The 18,436-nt window shown below is 71.6% G+C and carries 18 protein-coding genes; 12 read left to right on the top strand and 6 right to left on the bottom strand.

Annotation, left to right across the window (positions count from 1 at the left end):
- Nucleotides 1–6 precede the first annotated feature (6 nt).
- Complete coding sequence (locus AC067M_RS31280; protein ID WP_478700394.1) at nt 7–735, bottom strand: ZIP family metal transporter; 729 nt, start codon at nt 733–735, stop codon at nt 7–9.
- 102 nt (nt 736–837) lie between these two features.
- On the opposite strand from AC067M_RS31280, the gene cobM reads away from it, so the two are divergent.
- Genes cobM through cobC form a run of 6 tightly spaced genes read left to right on the top strand, consistent with a single transcriptional unit; the run spans nt 838 to nt 7,218 of the window.
- On the top strand, nt 838–1,656 hold the full coding sequence (gene cobM / locus AC067M_RS31275; RefSeq protein ID WP_478700393.1) for a precorrin-4 C(11)-methyltransferase: 819 nt from the start codon (nt 838–840) through the stop codon (nt 1,654–1,656).
- Complete coding sequence (gene cbiE, locus AC067M_RS31270) at nt 1,653–2,912, top strand: precorrin-6y C5,15-methyltransferase (decarboxylating) subunit CbiE (protein ID WP_478700392.1); 1,260 nt, start codon at nt 1,653–1,655, stop codon at nt 2,910–2,912. Before cobM ends, cbiE begins: the two co-directional genes overlap by 4 nt.
- Entirely contained in the window at nt 2,909–4,648 is a 1,740-nt protein-coding gene (cobJ, locus tag AC067M_RS31265; RefSeq protein ID WP_478700391.1) for a precorrin-3B C(17)-methyltransferase, read from the top strand. The genes cbiE and cobJ overlap by 4 nt, the downstream gene beginning before the upstream one ends.
- Entirely contained in the window at nt 4,645–5,232 is a 588-nt protein-coding gene (locus tag AC067M_RS31260) for a precorrin-8X methylmutase (RefSeq protein WP_478700390.1), read from the top strand. The genes cobJ and AC067M_RS31260 overlap by 4 nt, the downstream gene beginning before the upstream one ends.
- Nucleotides 5,229–6,167 (top strand): sirohydrochlorin chelatase, encoded by a 939-nt coding sequence (locus AC067M_RS31255; RefSeq protein ID WP_478700389.1) that lies wholly within the window; start codon nt 5,229–5,231, stop codon nt 6,165–6,167. The genes AC067M_RS31260 and AC067M_RS31255 overlap by 4 nt, the downstream gene beginning before the upstream one ends.
- Nucleotides 6,157–7,218: an Rv2231c family pyridoxal phosphate-dependent protein CobC gene (cobC, locus tag AC067M_RS31250; protein ID WP_478700388.1), complete on the top strand. Its 1,062-nt coding sequence runs from the start codon at nt 6,157–6,159 to the stop codon at nt 7,216–7,218. The genes AC067M_RS31255 and cobC overlap by 11 nt, the downstream gene beginning before the upstream one ends.
- Nucleotides 7,219–7,242: 24 nt before the next feature.
- On the opposite strand, the gene AC067M_RS31245 is transcribed toward cobC, so the two are convergent.
- From AC067M_RS31245 to AC067M_RS31225, 5 genes are all read right to left on the bottom strand, one after another.
- Nucleotides 7,243–9,009, bottom strand: a complete 1,767-nt coding sequence (locus tag AC067M_RS31245; protein ID WP_478700473.1) for a DUF2264 domain-containing protein — start codon at nt 9,007–9,009, stop codon at nt 7,243–7,245.
- Between the two features lie 437 nt (nt 9,010–9,446).
- A complete protein-coding gene (locus AC067M_RS31240) occupies nt 9,447–10,538 on the bottom strand; it encodes an amidohydrolase family protein (protein ID WP_478700387.1) in 1,092 nt (363 codons plus the stop codon).
- A gap of 10 nt (nt 10,539–10,548) precedes the next feature.
- Nucleotides 10,549–11,343 (bottom strand): amino acid ABC transporter ATP-binding protein, encoded by a 795-nt coding sequence (locus tag AC067M_RS31235; RefSeq protein WP_478700386.1) that lies wholly within the window; start codon nt 11,341–11,343, stop codon nt 10,549–10,551.
- The gene (locus tag AC067M_RS31230) at nt 11,340–12,173 is read right to left on the bottom strand and encodes an amino acid ABC transporter permease (RefSeq protein WP_478700385.1); all 834 of its coding nucleotides are present in this window, start codon (nt 12,171–12,173) and stop codon (nt 11,340–11,342) included. Before AC067M_RS31230 ends, AC067M_RS31235 begins: the two co-directional genes overlap by 4 nt.
- A 4-nt stretch (nt 12,174–12,177) precedes the next feature.
- Nucleotides 12,178–13,023, bottom strand: coding sequence for a transporter substrate-binding domain-containing protein (locus tag AC067M_RS31225; RefSeq protein WP_478700384.1), 846 nt, complete (start codon nt 13,021–13,023; stop codon nt 12,178–12,180).
- 173 nt (nt 13,024–13,196) lie between these two features.
- Between AC067M_RS31225 and AC067M_RS31220 the strand changes: the two genes are divergently transcribed.
- The 6 genes from AC067M_RS31220 to thpD all read left to right on the top strand — a co-directional run bounded on the left by AC067M_RS31220 (nt 13,197) and on the right by thpD (nt 18,325).
- Nucleotides 13,197–14,294: a pyridoxal-phosphate-dependent aminotransferase family protein gene (locus AC067M_RS31220; RefSeq protein ID WP_478700383.1), complete on the top strand. Its 1,098-nt coding sequence runs from the start codon at nt 13,197–13,199 to the stop codon at nt 14,292–14,294.
- A 57-nt stretch (nt 14,295–14,351) separates the two neighbouring features.
- On the top strand, nt 14,352–14,879 hold the full coding sequence (locus AC067M_RS31215; protein WP_478700382.1) for a DinB family protein: 528 nt from the start codon (nt 14,352–14,354) through the stop codon (nt 14,877–14,879).
- A 305-nt stretch (nt 14,880–15,184) separates the two neighbouring features.
- Complete coding sequence (gene ectA / locus AC067M_RS31210; protein WP_478700381.1) at nt 15,185–15,697, top strand: diaminobutyrate acetyltransferase; 513 nt, start codon at nt 15,185–15,187, stop codon at nt 15,695–15,697.
- 32 nt (nt 15,698–15,729) lie between these two features.
- Nucleotides 15,730–17,001 (top strand): diaminobutyrate--2-oxoglutarate transaminase, encoded by a 1,272-nt coding sequence (gene ectB / locus AC067M_RS31205; RefSeq protein WP_478700380.1) that lies wholly within the window; start codon nt 15,730–15,732, stop codon nt 16,999–17,001.
- Between the two features lie 19 nt (nt 17,002–17,020).
- Nucleotides 17,021–17,425 (top strand): ectoine synthase, encoded by a 405-nt coding sequence (locus AC067M_RS31200; protein ID WP_393624243.1) that lies wholly within the window; start codon nt 17,021–17,023, stop codon nt 17,423–17,425.
- A gap of 6 nt (nt 17,426–17,431) precedes the next feature.
- Complete coding sequence (thpD, locus tag AC067M_RS31195) at nt 17,432–18,325, top strand: ectoine hydroxylase (protein WP_478700379.1); 894 nt, start codon at nt 17,432–17,434, stop codon at nt 18,323–18,325.
- Nucleotides 18,326–18,436 lie beyond the last annotated feature (111 nt).

Raw genomic sequence — 18,436 nt, 5'->3', positions numbered from 1 at the left:
AAGCGCTCAGCCGGCCACGCCCACCACCAGCCAGATGAAGCCGACGCCCGCGACCGTGCACAGCAGGGTCGAGTGGGCGGGGTGTTCGTGGTGGGCCTCGGGGAGGATCTCGGCGGCGGCGAGGTAGAGGAGCGCGCCGCCGAAGAGGCCCAGATAGCCGCCGAGCACGTGCTCCGGGATGGTGACGAACGAGGTCGAGGCCGCGCCCACGACCGGGGCGATCGCGTCGGCGAACAGCATGGCGAGCGCCCGGCGGCGGGCGTTGCCGTACAGGCTGGTGAGTGTGTAGGTGTTGAACCCGTCCGCGAAGTCGTGCGCGATGACCGCGAGGGCCACCGCCACGCCCATGCCGCCGCCCACCTGGAAGGCCGCGCCGATCGCCACGCCGTCCATGGCGCTGTGGCCCACCATCGCGGCGGCGGCCGTCAGACCCACTTCGGGCGTGCGACCGGTTGCCTCCTCGCCTCCGTGCGCGGCCTGGCGGTGGGCCAGCAGGCGTTCCACCAGGTGGGCCAGGAGGAAGCCGGCCACGAACAGGAGCAGGGCCGCGGGGACGCCGTGGATCTCCCGGCCGGCCGCCTCCAGGGCCTCCGGCAGCAGGTCCAGGCCGACCACGCCCAGCATCAGGCCGCCGGCCAGGCCCAGCACGAGGTGACGGCGGTCCGTCACACGCTGTGCCGTCCAGCCGCCGGCCAGCGTCATCAGGAACGCGCCGAGCGCGACGAAGACGGCCATGTGCTCTTGCTATCCGATCGACCCGCGCTGACGCACACCCGGCCGTAGCCGCCGTACTCGCAGGACTTTGCTCGTAGGACTTGTAGGAGAGGACAGATTCTCATGGCCGATGCCCCCACCGGCAAGGTGACCTTCGTCGGTGCCGGCCCCGGCGCCGCCGACCTGTTGACGTTCCGTGCCGCGCGTGCCATCTCCGACGCCGACGTCGTGATCTGGGCGGCGAGCCTGGTCCAGGCGGAGGTCCTCGAGCACGCGCGCGAGGGCGCGGAGATCCTCGACTCGGCGACCATGTCGTTGGAGGACGTCGTCGCCGTGTACGAACGGGCGTTCGCCGAGGGGCTCAAGGTCGCCCGGATCCACTCCGGCGATCCCGCGCTGTGGGGCGGCACGCAGGAGCAGGTCGACCGGTGTGCCGAGATCGGCATCGAGACGGAGATCGTGCCGGGTGTCTCGTCGTTCTCCGCCGTCGCCGCGCTCGCGCAGCGCGAGCTGACCGTCCCGGAGGTCGCCCAGTCCGTGGTCCTGACCCGGCTCGGCGGCGGCAAGACGCCGATGCCGCCGGGCGAGGAGGTGCGGGAGTTCGCCAAGCACGGCACGACCATGGCGATCTTCCTGTCGGCGGCCCGCAGCGGCCAGCTGGTGCGGGAGCTGCTGGAGGGCGGCTATCCGACGTCCACGCCGGTCGTGGTCGCCTACCAGGCGACCTGGCCCGAGGAGCTGGTCGTGCGGTGCACGATCGGCACGCTGGAGGAGACCGTCAAGGAGCACAAGCTCTGGAAGCACACCCTGTTCCTCGTCGGCCCGGCCCTCGACGCGCACGGCACCCGCTCGCACCTCTACCACCCCGGTCACTTCCACGGCTTCCGCAAGGCCGACCCGCAGGCCCGCCGGGCGCTGCGCGAGCGCGGGGCGAGCACGTGATCACGGTCGTCGGTACGGGCACCGGCGCGCCGGTGGCCGAGGAGGCCGAGCATCTCCTCGCCGGGGCCGAGCTGGTCGTGGGCGGGCGACGGCACCTGGAGGCCGTACGGCTGCCGGAGACCGCCGAGCGGATCGTGCTCGGGCCGCTCGCCCCCGCGCTCGACGCCATCGAGGAGTACGTCGTCAAGGAGCGGCCGGTCGTCGTGCTGGCCTCCGGGGACCCCGGGTTCTTCGGGATCGTGCGGGTGCTGGCCGAGCGGTTCGGGGCAGAGCGCCTGGAGGTGCGGCCGGGGGCGTCCTCCGTGGCCACCGCGTTCGCTCGACTCGGGCTGACCTGGGACGACGCCGTCGTGGTCAGCGCGCACGGGCGGGATCCGCGTACGGCCGTCAACGTCTGCCGGGCGCATCCGAAGGTCGCCGTGCTGACCGGGCCCGGTGCCGGGCCGGCTGAGCTGGGCGCCGCGCTCGCGCGCACCGCGCCCGGGCGGATCCTCGTCGTCGCGTCCGCGCTGGGCGACCCCTCGGCTGAACGCGTGGAGCGGGTCTCCCCCGCCGAGGCCGCGGCGCGCGACTGGGGTACGACGGTGAGTGTCGTGCTCTGCCTGGACGAGGCGCGGTCGGTCGGTCCCGTACGGACCCTCGCGGGACCCGGTGAACGGCCCGCCGGATGGGCCCTGGACGAGTCCGCGTTCGCGCACCGCGACTCGATGATCACCAAGTTCGAGGTGCGGGCCCTCGCCCTGGCCCGGCTCGGACCGCGCCCCGGCGATCTCGTCTGGGACGTGGGGTCCGGCTCGGGTTCCGTGGCCGTGGAGTGCGCGCGGCTCGGCGCCGCCGTCAGCGCGGTGGAGAAGGCCGGGGACGGTGTCGGGCGGATCCGTGCGAACGCCGACGCGCACGGCGTCGACGTGCACGTGGTGCGGGGCGTGGCGCCGGACGCGCTGAGCGGACTCGCCGATCCCGACGCCGTGTTCGTCGGGGGCGGCGGACGCGAGCTGCCCGACATCGTCGGCGCGTGCGCGCGCCGGGCCCGGCGGACCGTGGTCGTCGCCCTGGCCGCGCTGGACCGGGTGCCGGCGGTGCGTTCCGCGCTCACGGGTGCCGGGCTCGACTGCGACGGGGTGCTGTTGCAGTCCTCGCGGCTCGCGCCGCTGCCGGGGGATGTGACCCGGCTGGCGGCCACCAATCCTGTTTTTCTGCTGTGGGGTGTCAGAGGTGTCGAAGACCCCGACTTTCGAGAAGGAGTTGCCCAGTGATCGGCCTTATTTCCGCCACCGCGGCGGGGGCGGCGGCGCGCGACCGGCTGGCCGCGGCCTGGCCGGAGCGGACGCGGGTGTACGACGGGCCCGTCGGGGACGCGGTACGGCGGGCGTTCTCGGAGTGCGAGCAGCTCGTGTGCTTCCTGGCGACGGGGGCTGTCGTACGGCTCGTCGCGCCGCTGTTGGGTGACAAGGCGTCCGACCCCGGTGTGGTGTGCGTCGACGAGGGCGGGCGGTTCGCTGTCTCCCTGGTCGGGGGGCACGGCGGTGGGGCGAACGAGCTCGCCGTCGAGGTGGGGGAGTTGCTGGGGGCGGAGCCCGTGGTGACCACGGCGACGGATGCGGTCGGAGTGGCCGGCCTGGACACGCTGGGGCTCCCCGTCGAGGGGGATGTCGCGGGGGTCTCCCGAGCGGTGCTCGATGGTGAGCCCGTCGAGCTGAACTCGGAGTTCGCCTGGCCTCTGCCCGCGCTGCCGTCGAACGTGGGGCGCCCGGCACGGCGAGGACCGGCGATTCACGTCACCGACCGCCTTCTCGCCCCCGGTGACGCCCAAGTGATCCTCCGCCCGCCCTCCCTCGTCGTCGGCGTCGGTGCCTCCAAGGGTGCCCCCGGCGAGGAGGTGCTGGAGCTGATCCGCGGCGCGCTGCGAGACGCGGGGCTGTCTCCTCGTAGCATCGCCGAACTCGCCACCGTGGATGCCAAGGCCGAGGAGCCGGGGATTCTGGAAGCCGCCCGGCGTCTCGGGGTTCCCCTGGTGACCCACTCCGCCGAGGAGTTGGCCGGGGTCGAGGTCCCGAACCCCTCCGAGGCTCCCCTCGCGGCCGTCGGCACCCCCTCCGTCGCCGAGGCCGCCGCGCTCGTGGGTGGGGGCGAACTCCTCGTTCCCAAGCGCAAGTCGACGCGGGAGGACGGGCAGCCCGCGATGGCGACCTGTGCCGTCGTACGGCGGCCCGCGCGGGGGCGGCTCGCGGTCGTCGGGCTGGGACCCGGCGCCCGGGATCTGCTGACGCCGCGCGCGAAGGCGGAGCTGCGGCGGGCGTCCGTGCTCGTCGGGCTCGACCAGTACGTGGACCAGATCCGCGATCTGCTGCGGCCCGGTACCCGGATCCTGGAGTCGGGACTGGGCGCGGAGGAGGAGCGGGCGCGGACCGCTGTGGCCGAGGCGCGGAAGGGGCAGGCGGTCGCCCTCATCGGCAGCGGGGACGCCGGCGTGTACGCGATGGCCTCGCCCGCGCTGGCCGAGGCGTCCGACGACATCGACGTGGTCGGGGTGCCCGGTGTCACCGCCGCGCTCGCGGCGGCCGCGCTCCTCGGTGCGCCGCTCGGGCACGACCATGTGTCGATCAGCCTGTCCGACCTGCACACGCCGTGGGAGGTCATCGAGCGGCGGGTGCGGGCGGCGGCCGAGGCGGACATCGTGGTCACGTTCTACAACCCCCGTTCCCGGGGCCGGGACTGGCAGTTGCCGAAGGCGCTCGCGATCCTCGCCGAGCACCGGGAGCCGACGACGCCGGTGGGTGTCGTACGCAACGCCTCACGCCCGGACGGGACCGCCCGGGTGACCACCCTCACGGACCTGGACCCGGCGACGGTCGACATGATGACGGTCGTGACTGTCGGCAACACGGCGACCCGGGACATCGCGGGGCGCATGGTGACGCCGCGCGGCTACCGATGGCAGGACGCTGCATCGATGAGCGGCTCCGCCGCGGGTCAGGAGGAAGCCAAGTGAACCGTGTGGTCCACCCGATCGAGCAGGAGTCCTTCCGGCGGCTGCGCGCACGCCTGGACACCTCGCACTTTTCTCCGCTGACCCGCGCGGTCGTGGAGCGGGTCATCCACTCCGCCGCCGACCTGGAGTACGCGAGCGATCTCGTCATGGACGAGGGCGACCTGGAGAAGGCGCACGTCGCCCTGCATTCGGGGGCGCCCGTCGTCGTGGACGTGGAGATGGTCGCGGCCGGGATCACCCGGCGCGAGACCGTCTGTCGCCTCAAGGAGGCCACCGCCGGTCCCGGGCTGACCCGTTCCGCGCACGCGATCCGGCTCGCCTACGAGCAGGTCGGGCCCGGTGCGCTGTGGGTGATCGGCTGTGCGCCGACCGCTCTGGAGGAGTTGCTGACGCTGGACGCCTCCCCCGCGCTCGTGATCGGTCTGCCCGTCGGGTTCGTCGGAGCGGCCGAGTCCAAGGCCGCGTTGCGCGAGAGCGGGCTGCCCGCCGTGAGCAACGTGTCCGAGAAGGGCGGTTCGGCCGTGGCCGCGGCCGCGCTGAACGCCCTGCTGTACCACCCCCTTTCTGCTGAGGAGCAACCGTGACCACCCCGCCGCCCGCCCTGCTCATCGCCGGCCATGGCACCCGGGACGATGCCGGAGCCGAGGCGTTCCGCGACTTCGTACGGGAGTTGGGCCGCCGCCACCCCGAACTGCCCGTCGCGGGCGGCTTCATCGAGCTGTCCCCACCGCCGCTGGGTGAGGCGGTGACCGAGCTGGTGGAGCGGGGGGTACGCCGTTTCGCCGCCGTTCCGCTGATGCTGGTGGCCGCCGGGCACGCCAAGGGGGACATCCCGGCGGCGCTGGCCCGGGAGAAGGAGCGGCACCCCGGGATCACGTACACGTACGGACGTCCGCTGGGCCCGCACCCGGCGCTGCTGAGCGTGCTGGAGCGACGCCTGGATGAGGCCCTCGGGTCTTCCGGGCGCACGCCGGGGGACCGCTCGGACGTGACCGTCCTGCTCGTCGGCCGCGGCTCCACCGACCCGGACGCCAACGCCGAGGTGTTCAAGGCGGCGCGGCTGCTGTGGGAGGGGCGCGGGTACGCGGGTGTGGAGACGGCGTTCGTCTCGCTGGCGGCACCGGACGTGCCGAGCGGTCTGGACCGGTGCGTGCGCCTGGGTGCCAGGCGGATCGTCGTCCTGCCGTACTTCCTGTTCACGGGCATCCTGCCCGACCGGGTGCGGCACCAGACGGAGGGCTGGGCGGCCGCCCACCCGGAGGTCGAGGTCCGGTCGGCGGACGTCATCGGGCCCGAGCCGGAGCTGCTGGACCTGGTGATGGAGCGGTACGAGGAGGCCGTGAAGGGCGATCTGCGGATGAACTGCGACTCGTGCGTGTACCGCATCGCGTTGCCGGGGTTCGAGGACAAGGTGGGGCTGCCCCAGCAGCCGCACTTCCACCCGGACGACGACGGACACGACCACGGTCACGGGCATCACCACCATCACGGAGGGCACGCGCACTCCCATGCACACTGACGGGCACGATCTGCGCCACCACGGGGACGCCGAGGTCCGCGACGACGGCTCGGCCCTGGTCGACCTCGCTGTGAACGTCCGCGCGGACACCCCACCGGAGTGGCTGCGCGCGCACATCGCCGAGTCGCTGACAGCTCTCGCGGCCTACCCGGACGGGCGGGCCGCGCGCGCGGCGGTGGCGGCGCGGCACGGACTGCCGGTGGAGCACGTGCTGCTGACGGCGGGCGCGGCGGAGGCGTTCGTGCTGGTGGCGCGGGCGCTGAAGGTGCGCCGCCCTGTCGTGGTGCACCCGCAGTTCACGGAGCCGGAGGCGGCGCTGCGGGACGCGGGCCACTCCGTCGACCGGGTGGTGCTGCGCGAGCAGGACGGCTTCCGTCTGGACCCGGCGGCGGTCCCCGAGGACGCCGACCTGGTGGTGATCGGCAACCCGACGAACCCGACGTCGGTGCTGCACCCGGCCGCCGTCATCGCGGAACTCGCCCGCCCCGGACGGACGTTGGTGGTCGACGAGGCGTTCATGGACGCCGTACCCGGTGAGCGGGAGGCGCTGGCCGGCCGGACGGACGTACCCGGGCTGGTCGTCCTGCGCAGCCTCACCAAGACGTGGGGCCTGGCCGGGCTGCGCATCGGCTACGTCCTGGCGGCCCCGGAGACGATCGCGGAGCTGGAACGGGCCCAGCCGCTGTGGCCGGTGTCCACGCCGGCACTGGCCGCGGCGGAGGCGTGTGTCTCCCCGCGGGCCCTGGCGGAGGCGGCCCACGCGGCCCATCGCATCGCCGCGGACCGGGCCCACCTCGTCGCCGGACTCACCGAGTTCGCGTCGGACGGCGTCCAGGTGGCCGAGCCCGCCGAGGGCCCCTTCGTCCTCATACGACTCCCCCGGGCCCCCGCCGTCCGCCGCCACCTGCGCGACCTCGGCTACGCGGTCCGACGCGGGGACACCTTCCCGGGCCTGCACGAGGAATGGCTACGGCTCGCGGTCCGGGACCGCCAGACGGTGAACGGTTTCCTGCAGGCACTGGACCAAGCGATCACGCTGGCGTCGGGCTGAGAGGGAGCGAGAGCGGGAGCGGGCTCAGGATGGTGGCGGCACGGTCTCCGTCGTGGCGTCCGGGAAGCGGATCGTCACCGTTGCGTCGGGCGCGACCCGCGCGCTCGCACCCGCCCACCGGGCGGGCGGATCGGCGCTGAGCAGTACAAGGGTGACCAACAGGCTTGCCCCCTCAGATCGTTGGAGGACGGGTGTCGCCGAGCAGCGGCCGACGGCGTTGGCGTCGACGTCCTGGATGACCGTGTCCTCGGTGTCGCCCCAGCCGTAGAGGCCGACGAGCGCGCTGGTCAGACCGTCCGCACGGCGGGCGACGGCCAGCGCGGGGCCGGTCTCCCCCACCGGCGCCACGGTGTCGTCGGCGACGGCCCAGCCGCCCTCCCGCACGGATGTGCCGGGGGGCGCGTCGAGACGGTGCACCCGCACTTCCCACGGCCCGTGCACCACGCTCACGGTCTCGATGCGGTGCCCCTCACCGGTGTCCTCCGGCACCCGTGCCCGGTGCCACGAAGCCGCCCGGCGGCCCTCGGCGCCGAGGGGATGGATGCGGCCTCGCGGGGACGGCGTGCCGTCGGCGGCGAGCAGGGCGATGTGGTTGTCGGGGCCCGTGGCCGTCCCCGGAGTCTCGGGCGCGGTGACACTGGAGTAGGCGAGACGGGCGTAGTGAGGGCCGTCGTCGGCCGTGGCGGGCGAGGGCGGGAGCCGGTCGCTGCCGTGGTTGACGAGCCGTACGATCCCGTCGGCGGCGGTCGAGTGCAGCAGCCAGCCCGGAGCGGACAGCGCGAGGGTGGTGTCGGCCGTGTCCACGGGTGCCGCCTCCTCCGGCGCCGCCCACACAGGATGCTCGGCGGGCAGCAGCAGACCGAGGAACGCCTTGCTCGCCCAGTACGGGGAGGCGGGCCCGGAGTAGCGCTGGGTGACGGGGAGGAAGGGCCGGTACCAGCCGAGGCTGAGCAGTCCCCGCTCGTCGGGCGCGCCCTGCTCGGCGAAGTGCTTCAGCGCGCCCGACGCGAGGCGGCGGGTACGACCGGGCGGCAGCGGCGTGGCGTCGGCCAGCGCGCCCGCCCACAGCGGGGCGGTGGTCGCGAACCGGTACGTCAGGGAGCGGCCCTGATGGACCGGAGCGCCGTCGGAGCCGAAGAAGTACTGGTGCGCGGTGAGGAACTCACTCAGTCTCGCCCGGTGCCGGGCCACCGTGCCGGCGTCCGCGATCCGCGCCCACAGCACCGGATACAGATGCAGCGCCCAGGCGTTGTAGTAGTCGAACTTCTTGCCGTCACCGTCGGTGTACCAGCCCCCGCCCCGATGCCAGTCGTCGAGCCGGGCGAGCCCCGCGTCGATCTCGGCACGGCGGTACGGGGCGCCGACGGAAGCGAGGAACTCCTCCACGATGACTTGGAACAGCCGCCAGTTGGAGTCGTTGACCTCCGCACCGACGAACCCGCCCAGCCAGTCGGCGACCTGCGCCCGGACGGGGTCGTCGAGGTGGTCCCACAGCCAGGGGCGTGACTCGTGCAGGGCGACGGCGATCGACGCGGCCTCGACCATCGGCTGAGCGCGGTCGGTGATCGGCGGCCAGTGTTCGGGATGGTACGGATCGGTGCCGGCGGCGAGCCCGGCGGCGTACCGCTCGATGAGGGCAGGGCCCACGCGGCCGCTCGAACCGGCGATACGGAAGGCCGCAAGGAGGAAGGAACGCGCGAACCCTTCCAGCCCGTCGGACCAGGCCCCGGAGTGACTGGGCGGCCCGGGCAACCGGTACTGCGCGAGCCCCGGGGACGCGTAGGGCACCAGCCCCTCCAGCGCCGAGCGCGTACCGCTTGCCTCCGGTGGCCCGCTTGGCCACGGCGGCGAAGTCGCCGGCGGTCCAGCCCTCCTTCATGCCCGCGTCGGTGAACATGCCCTGGTTGAGCCAGAGAGTGGAGCCGGGCAGCGGGCGCTCCAGCGGGATGCCGTAGATGCGGCCGCCGACGCGGCCCATGTCCTTCCAGGGGGATGTTGGCCAGGTTGGGGTGGTCGGCGATCGCCTCACCGGACAGGTACGGCGTGAGGTCCTCGGCCCACCGCTGCACGAACTCGGACTCGCGGGGCAGGACGAATCCGGAGAAGAGGTTGATGATGTCGGGCAGGGCGTCGGGATCGGCGGCCGCATTGGGCAGTCAACAGCCCTGACCCGGAACGGCCGCCGCTTCTCGAAAGTTTTCGGAGTCCGCCGGGTCTTTCTGGTCGCTCTAGTCGACGACCCGTCCGTCGAGTACCACCCGGCGCGGAGACGCCAGCACCCGTACGTCCGCACGCGGATCGCTCTCGTAGACGACGAGGTCAGCCGCCGCGCCCTCCTCCAGCCCGGGTCGGCCGAGCCATCCGCGGGCCGCCCAGGCGGTCGCCGCGAGCGCGTCGACCCGGGGGATGCCGGCCGTGACCAGTTCGGCGACCTCGGCGGCGACCAAGCCGTGGGGCAGACTGCCGCCCGCGTCCGTGCCGACGTACACCGGGATGCCGGCGTCGTAGGCGTTGCGGACGGTGTCGTAGCGGCGTTCGTGCAGGCGCCGCATGTGGGCCGACCAACGGGGGTACTTCGACTCGCCGCCGTCGGCGAGCGAGGGGAAGGTCGCGATGTTGACCAGGGTCGGCACGATCGCCACGCCACGCTCCACGAAGAGCGGAATCAGGTCGTCGGTGAGGCCCGTGGCGTGCTCGACGCAGTCGATGCCCGACTCGACGAGGTCCCTCAGTGAGTTCTCGGCGAAGCAGTGGGCGGTGACCCGGGCGCCGAGGCGGTGGGCCTCCGCTATAGCCGCCTCGACCGCGGCCCGCGGCCAGCAGGGCGACAGGTCGCCCACCTCGCGGTCGATCCAGTCGCCGACCAGCTTCACCCAGCCGTCGCCCCGGCGGGCCTCCTGGGCGACGTACGCCACCAGGTCGTCCGGTTCGATCTCGTGGGCGTAGCCCCGGATGTAGCGTCGGGTGCGGGCGATGTGCCGGCCCGCTCGGATGATCTTCGGCAGGTCCTCGCGGTCGTCGATCCAGCGGGTGTCGGAGGGCGAGCCCGCGTCGCGGATCAGCAGGGTGCCGGCCTCGCGGTCGGTCAGCGCCTGCTTCTCGGCGACGTCCGTGTCGACCGGGCCGTGTGCGCCCAGGCCCACGTGGCAGTGGGCGTCGACCAGGCCGGGCAGGGCCCAGCCCTCCACCGTGCGGACGTCGCGGGCGCCCGCGGGCCGGTCGTAGGAGATCCGGCCGTCGACGACCCACAGCTCGTCCCGGACATCCTCGGGGCCGACCAGAACCCGGCCCTTCACGTGCAGCACCGCGCGATCGCTCATGTACCGCACCCTAGTCAGTCGTCTTGCGCGCCTGCTCCGAGGTCTCCTCCTCCACGTCCGCCATCGCGGGGTCGAGGAGACGGGAGAGGAAGTGGCGGGTGCGGTCGTGGGTGGGGTCGCCGATGACCTGGGCGGGGGTGCCGTCCTCGACGATCACGCCGTCGTCCATGAAGACGACCCGGTCGGCGACCTCGCGGGCGAAGGTCATCTCGTGGGTCACGACCATCATCGTCATGCCCTCGTTCGCCAGCATGCGCATGACCGCCAGTACGTCGCCCACGAGCTCCGGGTCGAGCGCCGACGTCGGCTCGTCGAACAGCATCACCGAGGGGCCCATCGCGAGGGCGCGGGCGATCGCGACGCGCTGCTGCTGGCCGCCGGAGAGGGAGGAGGGGTAGGCGTTCGCCTTCTCGGACAGCCCCACCCGTTCCAGGTTCTCCGCCGCCACCTTCGCGGCCTGGGCCTTGTCCCGCCTGAGCACCCGGCGCTGGGGCAGGGTCAGGTTCTCGGTCACCGTGAGGTGCGGGAAGAGGTTGAACTGCTGGAAGACCATGCCGATGCGGCGACGGGCCGCGTCGATGTCGACATCGGGGTCGGTCAGTTCGGCGCCGCCCACGAAGACCTGGCCCTTCGTCGGCTCCTCCAGGAGGTTCACGCAGCGCAGCAGCGTCGACTTGCCCGACCCCGACGGGCCGATGACACAGACGACCTCGCCCTGGGTGATCTCCAGGTCGATGCCCCGCAACACCTCGTTGTCGCCGAAGGACTTGTGCAGCCCGCGTACGTCGATCTCGGGTCGGCTCATTTCACGGCCTCCTGGGCCTTGGCCTCCATACGGCGTACGACGAAGCCGAGCGGGATGGTCACGAGCAGGTAGCACAGGCCGGCGACGAGGATCGGCGTGGAGTTGGCGGTCTGGCTGGCCAGGTCGCGCCCGTACTTGGACAGTTCGCGCTCCTCCAGGGTGACGCCGAGGAACAGCACCAGGGAGGAGTCCTTGAACAGCAGCACCAGTTCGTTGGTGAGCGGCGGGAGGATGATCCTGAACGCCTGCGGGATGATGATCGAGATCATCGCGCGGGCCGGTGAGAAGCCCAGGGAGCGGGCGGCCTCCATCTGGCCCTTGGGCACCGCCTGGATGCCGGCGCGGATCGTCTCCGCCATGTACGCGGCCGCCACCAGGCCGAGCGCGAGGGCGACCTTGCCGTAGGTGCCGCCGACGATCTCCGTGCCGGGGAAGGCGAGCGGCACGGCCACGCCGATGAAGATGAAGATCAGCAGGGCGGGCAGGCCGCGGAAGATCTCGATGTAGATGCCGGCGAGCCACCGGTAGGGGCCCACGGACGACAGCCGCATCAGCGCGATCACCATGCCGAGAGCCAGTCCGACAACGAAGCCGGACACCGTGTACAGCACGGTGTTCTTCAGCGCCAGCGTGATGACGTCGGGGAACATCCGCTCGGCGATGTCGGCCTGCGCGAACTGGTTCTGCAGCCGCCCCCAGTCCGCCGAGACCGCGAAGGCGATCACGGCGGCGACGAAGACGGCGTACTGCACCCCGCGGGAGACACTCCGCTTCTGCCGGCGGGTCAGGCCCTTCTTCTTGGGCGTGAGTCGTACGTCTGTGTCGGTCATGGGGTCAGGAGGCGGACGGTGAGGCGGCGGACGCGTCGTACGGGCCGATCCACTTCTCGTACAGCTCCTTGTAGGTGCCGTCGGCCTTGGCGTCGGCGAGCGCCTTGTTGATGGCGGCGACGAGCTTGGCGTTGCCCTTCTTCACCGTGAAGCCGTACTGCTCACCGGTGTTGAGGTTGTCGACCACCTTGTAGGCGTCCGCGTTGGCCTTGTCCTTGAGCCAGCCCTGGACGACCGGGTAGTCGATGATGACCGCCTTGACCTGGCCGGTGCGCAGGCCGTTGAGGACGGCGTCGGAGGACTCGAAGGAGACCGGGTCGAAGCCCTTGCTCCTGGCGTAGTCCTCGCCGGTGGTCTGCGCCTGGGCGCCGAGCTTGACCTTCTTGGACTTGACGTCGGCGAGGGAGTTCACGCCGCTCTTCTTGTCGACGAGGACGGCCTGGGTGGCGTCGAAGTACGGGTCGGAGAAGTCGACGTTCTTCTTGCGCTCCTCGGTGATGGTCATGCCGGCCGCGGCGAGGTCGCACTCACCGGAGTTGAGGAAGGCGCCCGTCTTGAAGTTCTCGAAGGGGGTGTCGAGGATCGCCTGCTTCACGCCCAGGTCCTTGGCGACCAGGTCGATGAGGGAGACGTCGAAGCCCTGCACCTTGCCGTCGATCTCCGACTGGAACGGCGGATACGGCAGGTGCGTGCAGGTGGTGAGCTTGCCCGCCTTGACCAGCTCGACCCCGCCCGCGGCGGTCTTCGAGCCGCCGTCGTCGGTGGACGTGCAGGCGGCCACGAGCAGGAGACCTGCCGTCGCGGTGGTGGCGGCCAGGACACGGGTGCGACGCCCGAGGAGCGTGTTCACGGCGGGCCTTCCTGTGGGGGAACTGTAGGTCCGATCATAAGGAGAAGTTTGAGTCTCTCAAACCAAACCGATGGTTGGGGAGTCGCTCGACCTACGAAGTCGCCAGTCCAGGGGTCAGGTGCGTGCCGGTTAGTCTCGTCACCTCTACCCCGTGAGTTGAAGAGAGCACCGCCGTGACGCACCCGTTCCTGGACCTGACCCCGCTGAGCGCCGCCCGCTTCGCCTCGATCGAGGACCGGGTGGCGCGACTGCTCGACACCCGGCAGGACGTCGTGATCATGCAGGGCGAGGCCCTGCTGCCGCTGGAGGGCGCGATCCGGGGCGCGGCCGGCCCGGGCACGACGGCGCTGAACGTCATCACGGGCCCGTACGGGCAGACCTTCGGTGACTGGTTGCGGGACTGCGGTGCGACGGTGATCGACCTGGCGGTGCCGTTCCACACGGCCGTCACCGCCGAGCAGATCCGGGAGGCCTTCGCCGAGCACCCCGGCATCGACTTCGTGTCGCTGGTGCACGCGGAGGCCGCGACCGGCAACACCAACCCGGTCGCGGAGATCGGCGAGGTGGTGCGGGAGCACGGCGCGCTGTTCTACCTGGACGCGGTCGCCTCTGTCGGGGCCGAGCCGGTGCTGCCGGACGCGTGGGGCGTGGACCTGTGCGTGATAGGCGCGCAGAAGGCGATGGGCGGTCCGGCGGGTGTGTCGGCGGTGTCGGTGAGCGAGCGGGCGTGGGCGCGGATGGCGGCCAACCCGAAGGCGCCGCGCCGGTCGTACCTCTCCCTCCTGGACTGGAAGGAGCGCTGGATCGACGGCGGCCGCAAGGCCCTGCCGCACGCGCCGGCCCAGTTGGAGATGCTGGGGCTGGAGGCGTGTGTCGAGCGGATCGAGGCGGCGGGACTGGACGCGGTGATGGCCCGGCACGCGCGCGCCGCGGCGGGCACGCGGGCGGGGGCGGTGGCCCTGGGCGGACTCGCACCGTATGTGCACGAGGCGCGGGACGCGGCCCCCGTCGCCACCACGCTGCGGGCGCCGTCGGGGGTCGTGGCGTCGGAGCTGGTGGCCAGGGCCCTGGAGGCCGACCCGGCCCTGCCGCTGGCCGCGGGCGGCGGCACCCTGGCCAAGGAGATGATCCGCGTCAACCACTACGGCCCGGACGCGGCACCGGGAGCGGTGCGCAGCTGCCTGGCGGCGCTGGGCGGGGCACTCGCGGGCAAGGGGCTGGTGGTGGACCTGGGGGCGGCACTCGGGGCGGTCGAGGACGCGTGGCGGTGAGGTCCGCCCGCAGCTGAAGGCGGCACCGCTGTCAGTGAGTCCTGGGATGCTCGCCACATGACCACCAAGACTCCCGGGACTCTCCCCGACGGCCGCCCCATCCCCCTCCTGACCGGCGACGAGCGCCCCATGCTCGAGAGCTGGCTCGACTTCCATCGCGCCACGCTGGAGCTCAAGTGCCGTGGGCTGGACGACGCGCAGGTACGGCTGGCGTCCGCCGAGCCGTCGGGGCTGACACTGCTCGGGCTGGTGCAACACCTCGCAGAGGTCGAGCGGAACTGGTTCCAGCGGACGTTCTCGGAGCCGGACATACCGCCGGTGTTCGAGGAGGAGACCGGGTACGCGCTTGTGCCGGGGCGGGGGCTCGACGAGGCGTTGGCGGTCTGGCGGCGGGAGATCGCGCGGGGGCGGGAGGTGTGCGCCGGGCGGTCGCTGGAGGACTCCGGGCGGATCGCCGATGGTCCGATGGCCGGTCTCGAGGTCAGTCTGCGCTGGGTGCTCATTCATCTGATCGAGGAGTACGCCCGGCACAACGGTCACGCGGACATCCTTCGAGAACGCATCGACGGAGTTACCGGAGTCTAAATAAAAAGTAATTCTGGAATTCTTTACAGGGGTAGCTTCCCACTTTCTTCTGCCCGCTTTCCTCGCACCTAAACGCAAAGATTCTGCGAACGCCGAGTGGGGTGATTCGGGCAGATTCCGTGAGGGTTACGCTCCTGTGACGCGTTCCACAGGTGAGGCATTTTGCGCCTTTTGGTGCGAACAAATCCGGGCATTCATGACATTCCCGCGCGCCCGCTCCCGCACGCGCGATAACACATAGACCCTCCGCACGTAACCCCGAGCGGCAATGCAATTTTGAATTTCCCTGGGTAAATTCAATTCGCATGACTGCCGCACCAGCAGACCTACACATAGACCACCCGACGGTGGCCGACGGGGCCGCGCTCTGGCGGATTGCCAAGGAGTCCGGTTCTCTCGACCTGAACTCCTCCTACAGCTATCTGCTGTGGTGTCGCGACTTCGCCGGTACGTCGGTGGTGGCCCGTGGGGTCGACGGCGAGCCCGTCGGCTTCCTCACCGGCTACCTGCGTCCGGAGCGTCCCGGGACCCTCCTCGTGTGGCAGGTCGCCGTCGACGCCGCGCAGCGGGGGCGGGGGCTCGCCGCCCGGCTGCTCGACGGGGTGACCGCGCGCGTCATGGCCGAACACGGTGTGACATCCGTCGAGACGACGATCACGCCGGGCAACACCGCCTCCGAGCGCCTGTTCACGTCGTTCGCCGCCCGGCACGGCGCCGTCGTCGAGCGGACGGTCCTGTTCGACCGGGAGCAGTTCCCGGACGGCCCGCACGATCCCGAAGTCCTGTACCAGATCGGCCCGTTGGCCTTCACCCGTTGACATCCGCCCGTCGTATTGAGGAGCGATTCGCCGTGACCATCACCCAGCCCGACCTCAGCGTCTTCGAAACCGTGGAGTCCGAGGTGCGCAGCTACTGCCGCGGCTGGCCCACCATCTTCGACCGTGCCAGCGGCAGCCGCATGTACGACGAGGACGGCCACAGCTACCTCGACTTCTTCGCCGGCGCCGGGTCACTCAACTACGGCCACAACAACCCCGTGCTGAAACGGGCGTTGGTCGACTACCTGCTGCGCGACGGCGTCACCCACGGTCTGGACATGTCGACCGTGGCCAAGCGCTCCTTCCTGCAGACCTTCCAGGACCTCGTCCTGCGTCCGCGTGACCTGCCGTACAAGGTCATGTTCCCGGGGCCGACCGGCACCAACGCCGTGGAGTCCGCGCTGAAGCTGGCGCGGAAGGTCAAGGGCCGCGAGGCCATCGTGTCGTTCACCAACGCCTTCCACGGCATGTCGCTGGGGTCGCTCGCCGTCACCGGCAACGCCTTCAAGCGCGCCGGCGCGGGCATCCCGCTCGTGCACGGCACCCCGATGCCGTTCGACAACTACTTCGACGGCACGGTGGAGGACTTCCTCTGGTTCGAGCGGCTCCTGGAGGACCAGGGCTCGGGCCTCAACAAGCCCGCCGCCGTGATCGTCGAGACCGTGCAGGGCGAGGGCGGCATCAACGTCGCGCGCCCGGAGTGGCTGCGTGCGCTGTCCGAGCTGTGCGAGCGCCAGGACATGCTGCTGATCGTCGACGACATCCAGATGGGCTGCGGTCGTACGGGCGCCTTCTTCTCCTTCGAGGAGGCGGGGATCGTGCCCGACATCGTCACCGTGTCCAAGTCCATCAGCGGCTACGGACTGCCCATGTCGCTGTGCCTGTTCAAGCCCGAGCTGGACGTCTGGGAGCCGGGCGAGCACAACGGCACCTTCCGCGGCAACAACCCGGCGTTCGTCACCGCCACCGCCGCCCTGGAGACGTACTGGGCCGACGGCTCCGCCATGGAGAAGCAGACGCAGGCGCGCGGCGAGCAGGTCGAGCAGGGGCTCATCGCGATCACCGAGGAGAACCTGGCCGACGTCAAGGAGTACCGCGGCCGCGGCCTGGTCTGGGGCATGGAGTTCCACGACAAGGACCGCGCGGGGCGCGTCGCGAAGCGCGCCTTCGAGCTCGGGCTCCTCGTCGAGACCTCGGGTCCGGAGAGCGAGGTCCTCAAACTGCTCCCCGCCCTCACCATCACGCCCGAGGAGCTGGACGAGGGCATGCGCGTCCTCGCCCGCGCCGTACGGGAAACCATCTAACGAGGAGGCATCGCACCCCGTGATCGTCCGTTCGTTCAAGGACATCGAAGGAACCGACCGGCATGTGAGGTCGGCGTCCGGCACCTGGGAGAGCAAACGCATCGTGCTCGCCAAGGAGAGGGTCGGCTTCTCGCTGCACGAGACGGTTCTGTACGCCGGGACCGAGACGTCCATGTGGTACGCCAACCACATCGAGGCCGTCGTCTGTGTCGAGGGCGAGGCCGAGCTGACCGACCACGAGACCGGGCAGGCGCACACCATCACGCCCGGCACCATGTACCTCCTCGACGGTCACGAGCGGCACACGCTGCGCATCAAGGAGGACTTCCGCTGCATCTGCGTGTTCAACCCGCCCGTGACCGGACGGGAGGACCACGACGAGAACGGCGTCTACCCGCTGCTCACCGAACCCGAGGAGGTGTGAAGGATCATGACCACGACCATCGCCACTGATCTGTACCCCAGCCGCGGAGCCACCGAGGTGTCCGTCCCCCGGCAGGACCCCGTCGTCTGGGGGGCGCCGGGCACGCCCGGCCCGATCGCCGCCGGTGACCTGGAGGCGTACGAGCGGGACGGCTTCCTCGCCGTCGAGCAGCTCATCACGGACGACGAGGTCGCCGTCTACCGGGACGAGCTGAACCGGCTCGTCGCCGATCCGGAGATCCGCGCCGACGAGCGGTCGATCATCGAGCCGCAGTCCAAGGAGATCCGGTCGGTCTTCGAGGTCCACAAGATCAGCCAGCTGTTCGCCGCGCTGGTGCGCGACGAGCGGGTCGTCGGGCGGGCCCGGCAGATCCTCGGCTCGGACGTGTACGTCCACCAGTCGCGGATCAACGTCAAGCCCGGCTTCGGCGCGTCCGGCTTCTACTGGCACTCGGACTTCGAGACCTGGCACGCCGAGGACGGTCTGCCGAACATGCGCACGGTGTCCGTCTCGATCGCGCTGACCGAGAACTACGACACCAACGGCGGGCTGATGATCATGCCCGGGTCCCACCGCACCTTCCTCGGGTGTGCGGGGGCCACGCCGAAGGACAACTACAAGAAGTCGCTGCAGATGCAGGACGCGGGCACGCCCTCGGACGAGGCGCTGACGGCCATGGCCTCCCAGTACGGCATCAAGCTGTTCACCGGGCGGGCCGGTTCGGCGACCTGGTTCGACTGCAACGCCATGCACGGGTCGGGCGACAACATCACCCCGTTCCCGCGCAGCAACGTCTTCATCGTGTTCAACAGCGTGGAGAACGAGGCCGTGGAGCCGTTCTCGGCTCCCGTACGGCGGCCGGAGTTCATCGGGGCGAGGGACTTCACGCCCGTGAAGTGACCCTGACCTGACCCCGGGGTGGGGGGGGGGGGGGGGGGGGGGGGGGGGGGGGGGGGGGGGGGGGGGGGGGGGGGGGGGGGGGGGGGGGGGGGGGGGGGGGGGGGCGGCGGT

It is taken from the genome of Streptomyces sp. NPDC043427 (genome assembly GCF_056436655.1).
Note: the sequence above shows the minus strand (reverse complement) of the source record. Positions and strands in the feature narration are given on the sequence as shown.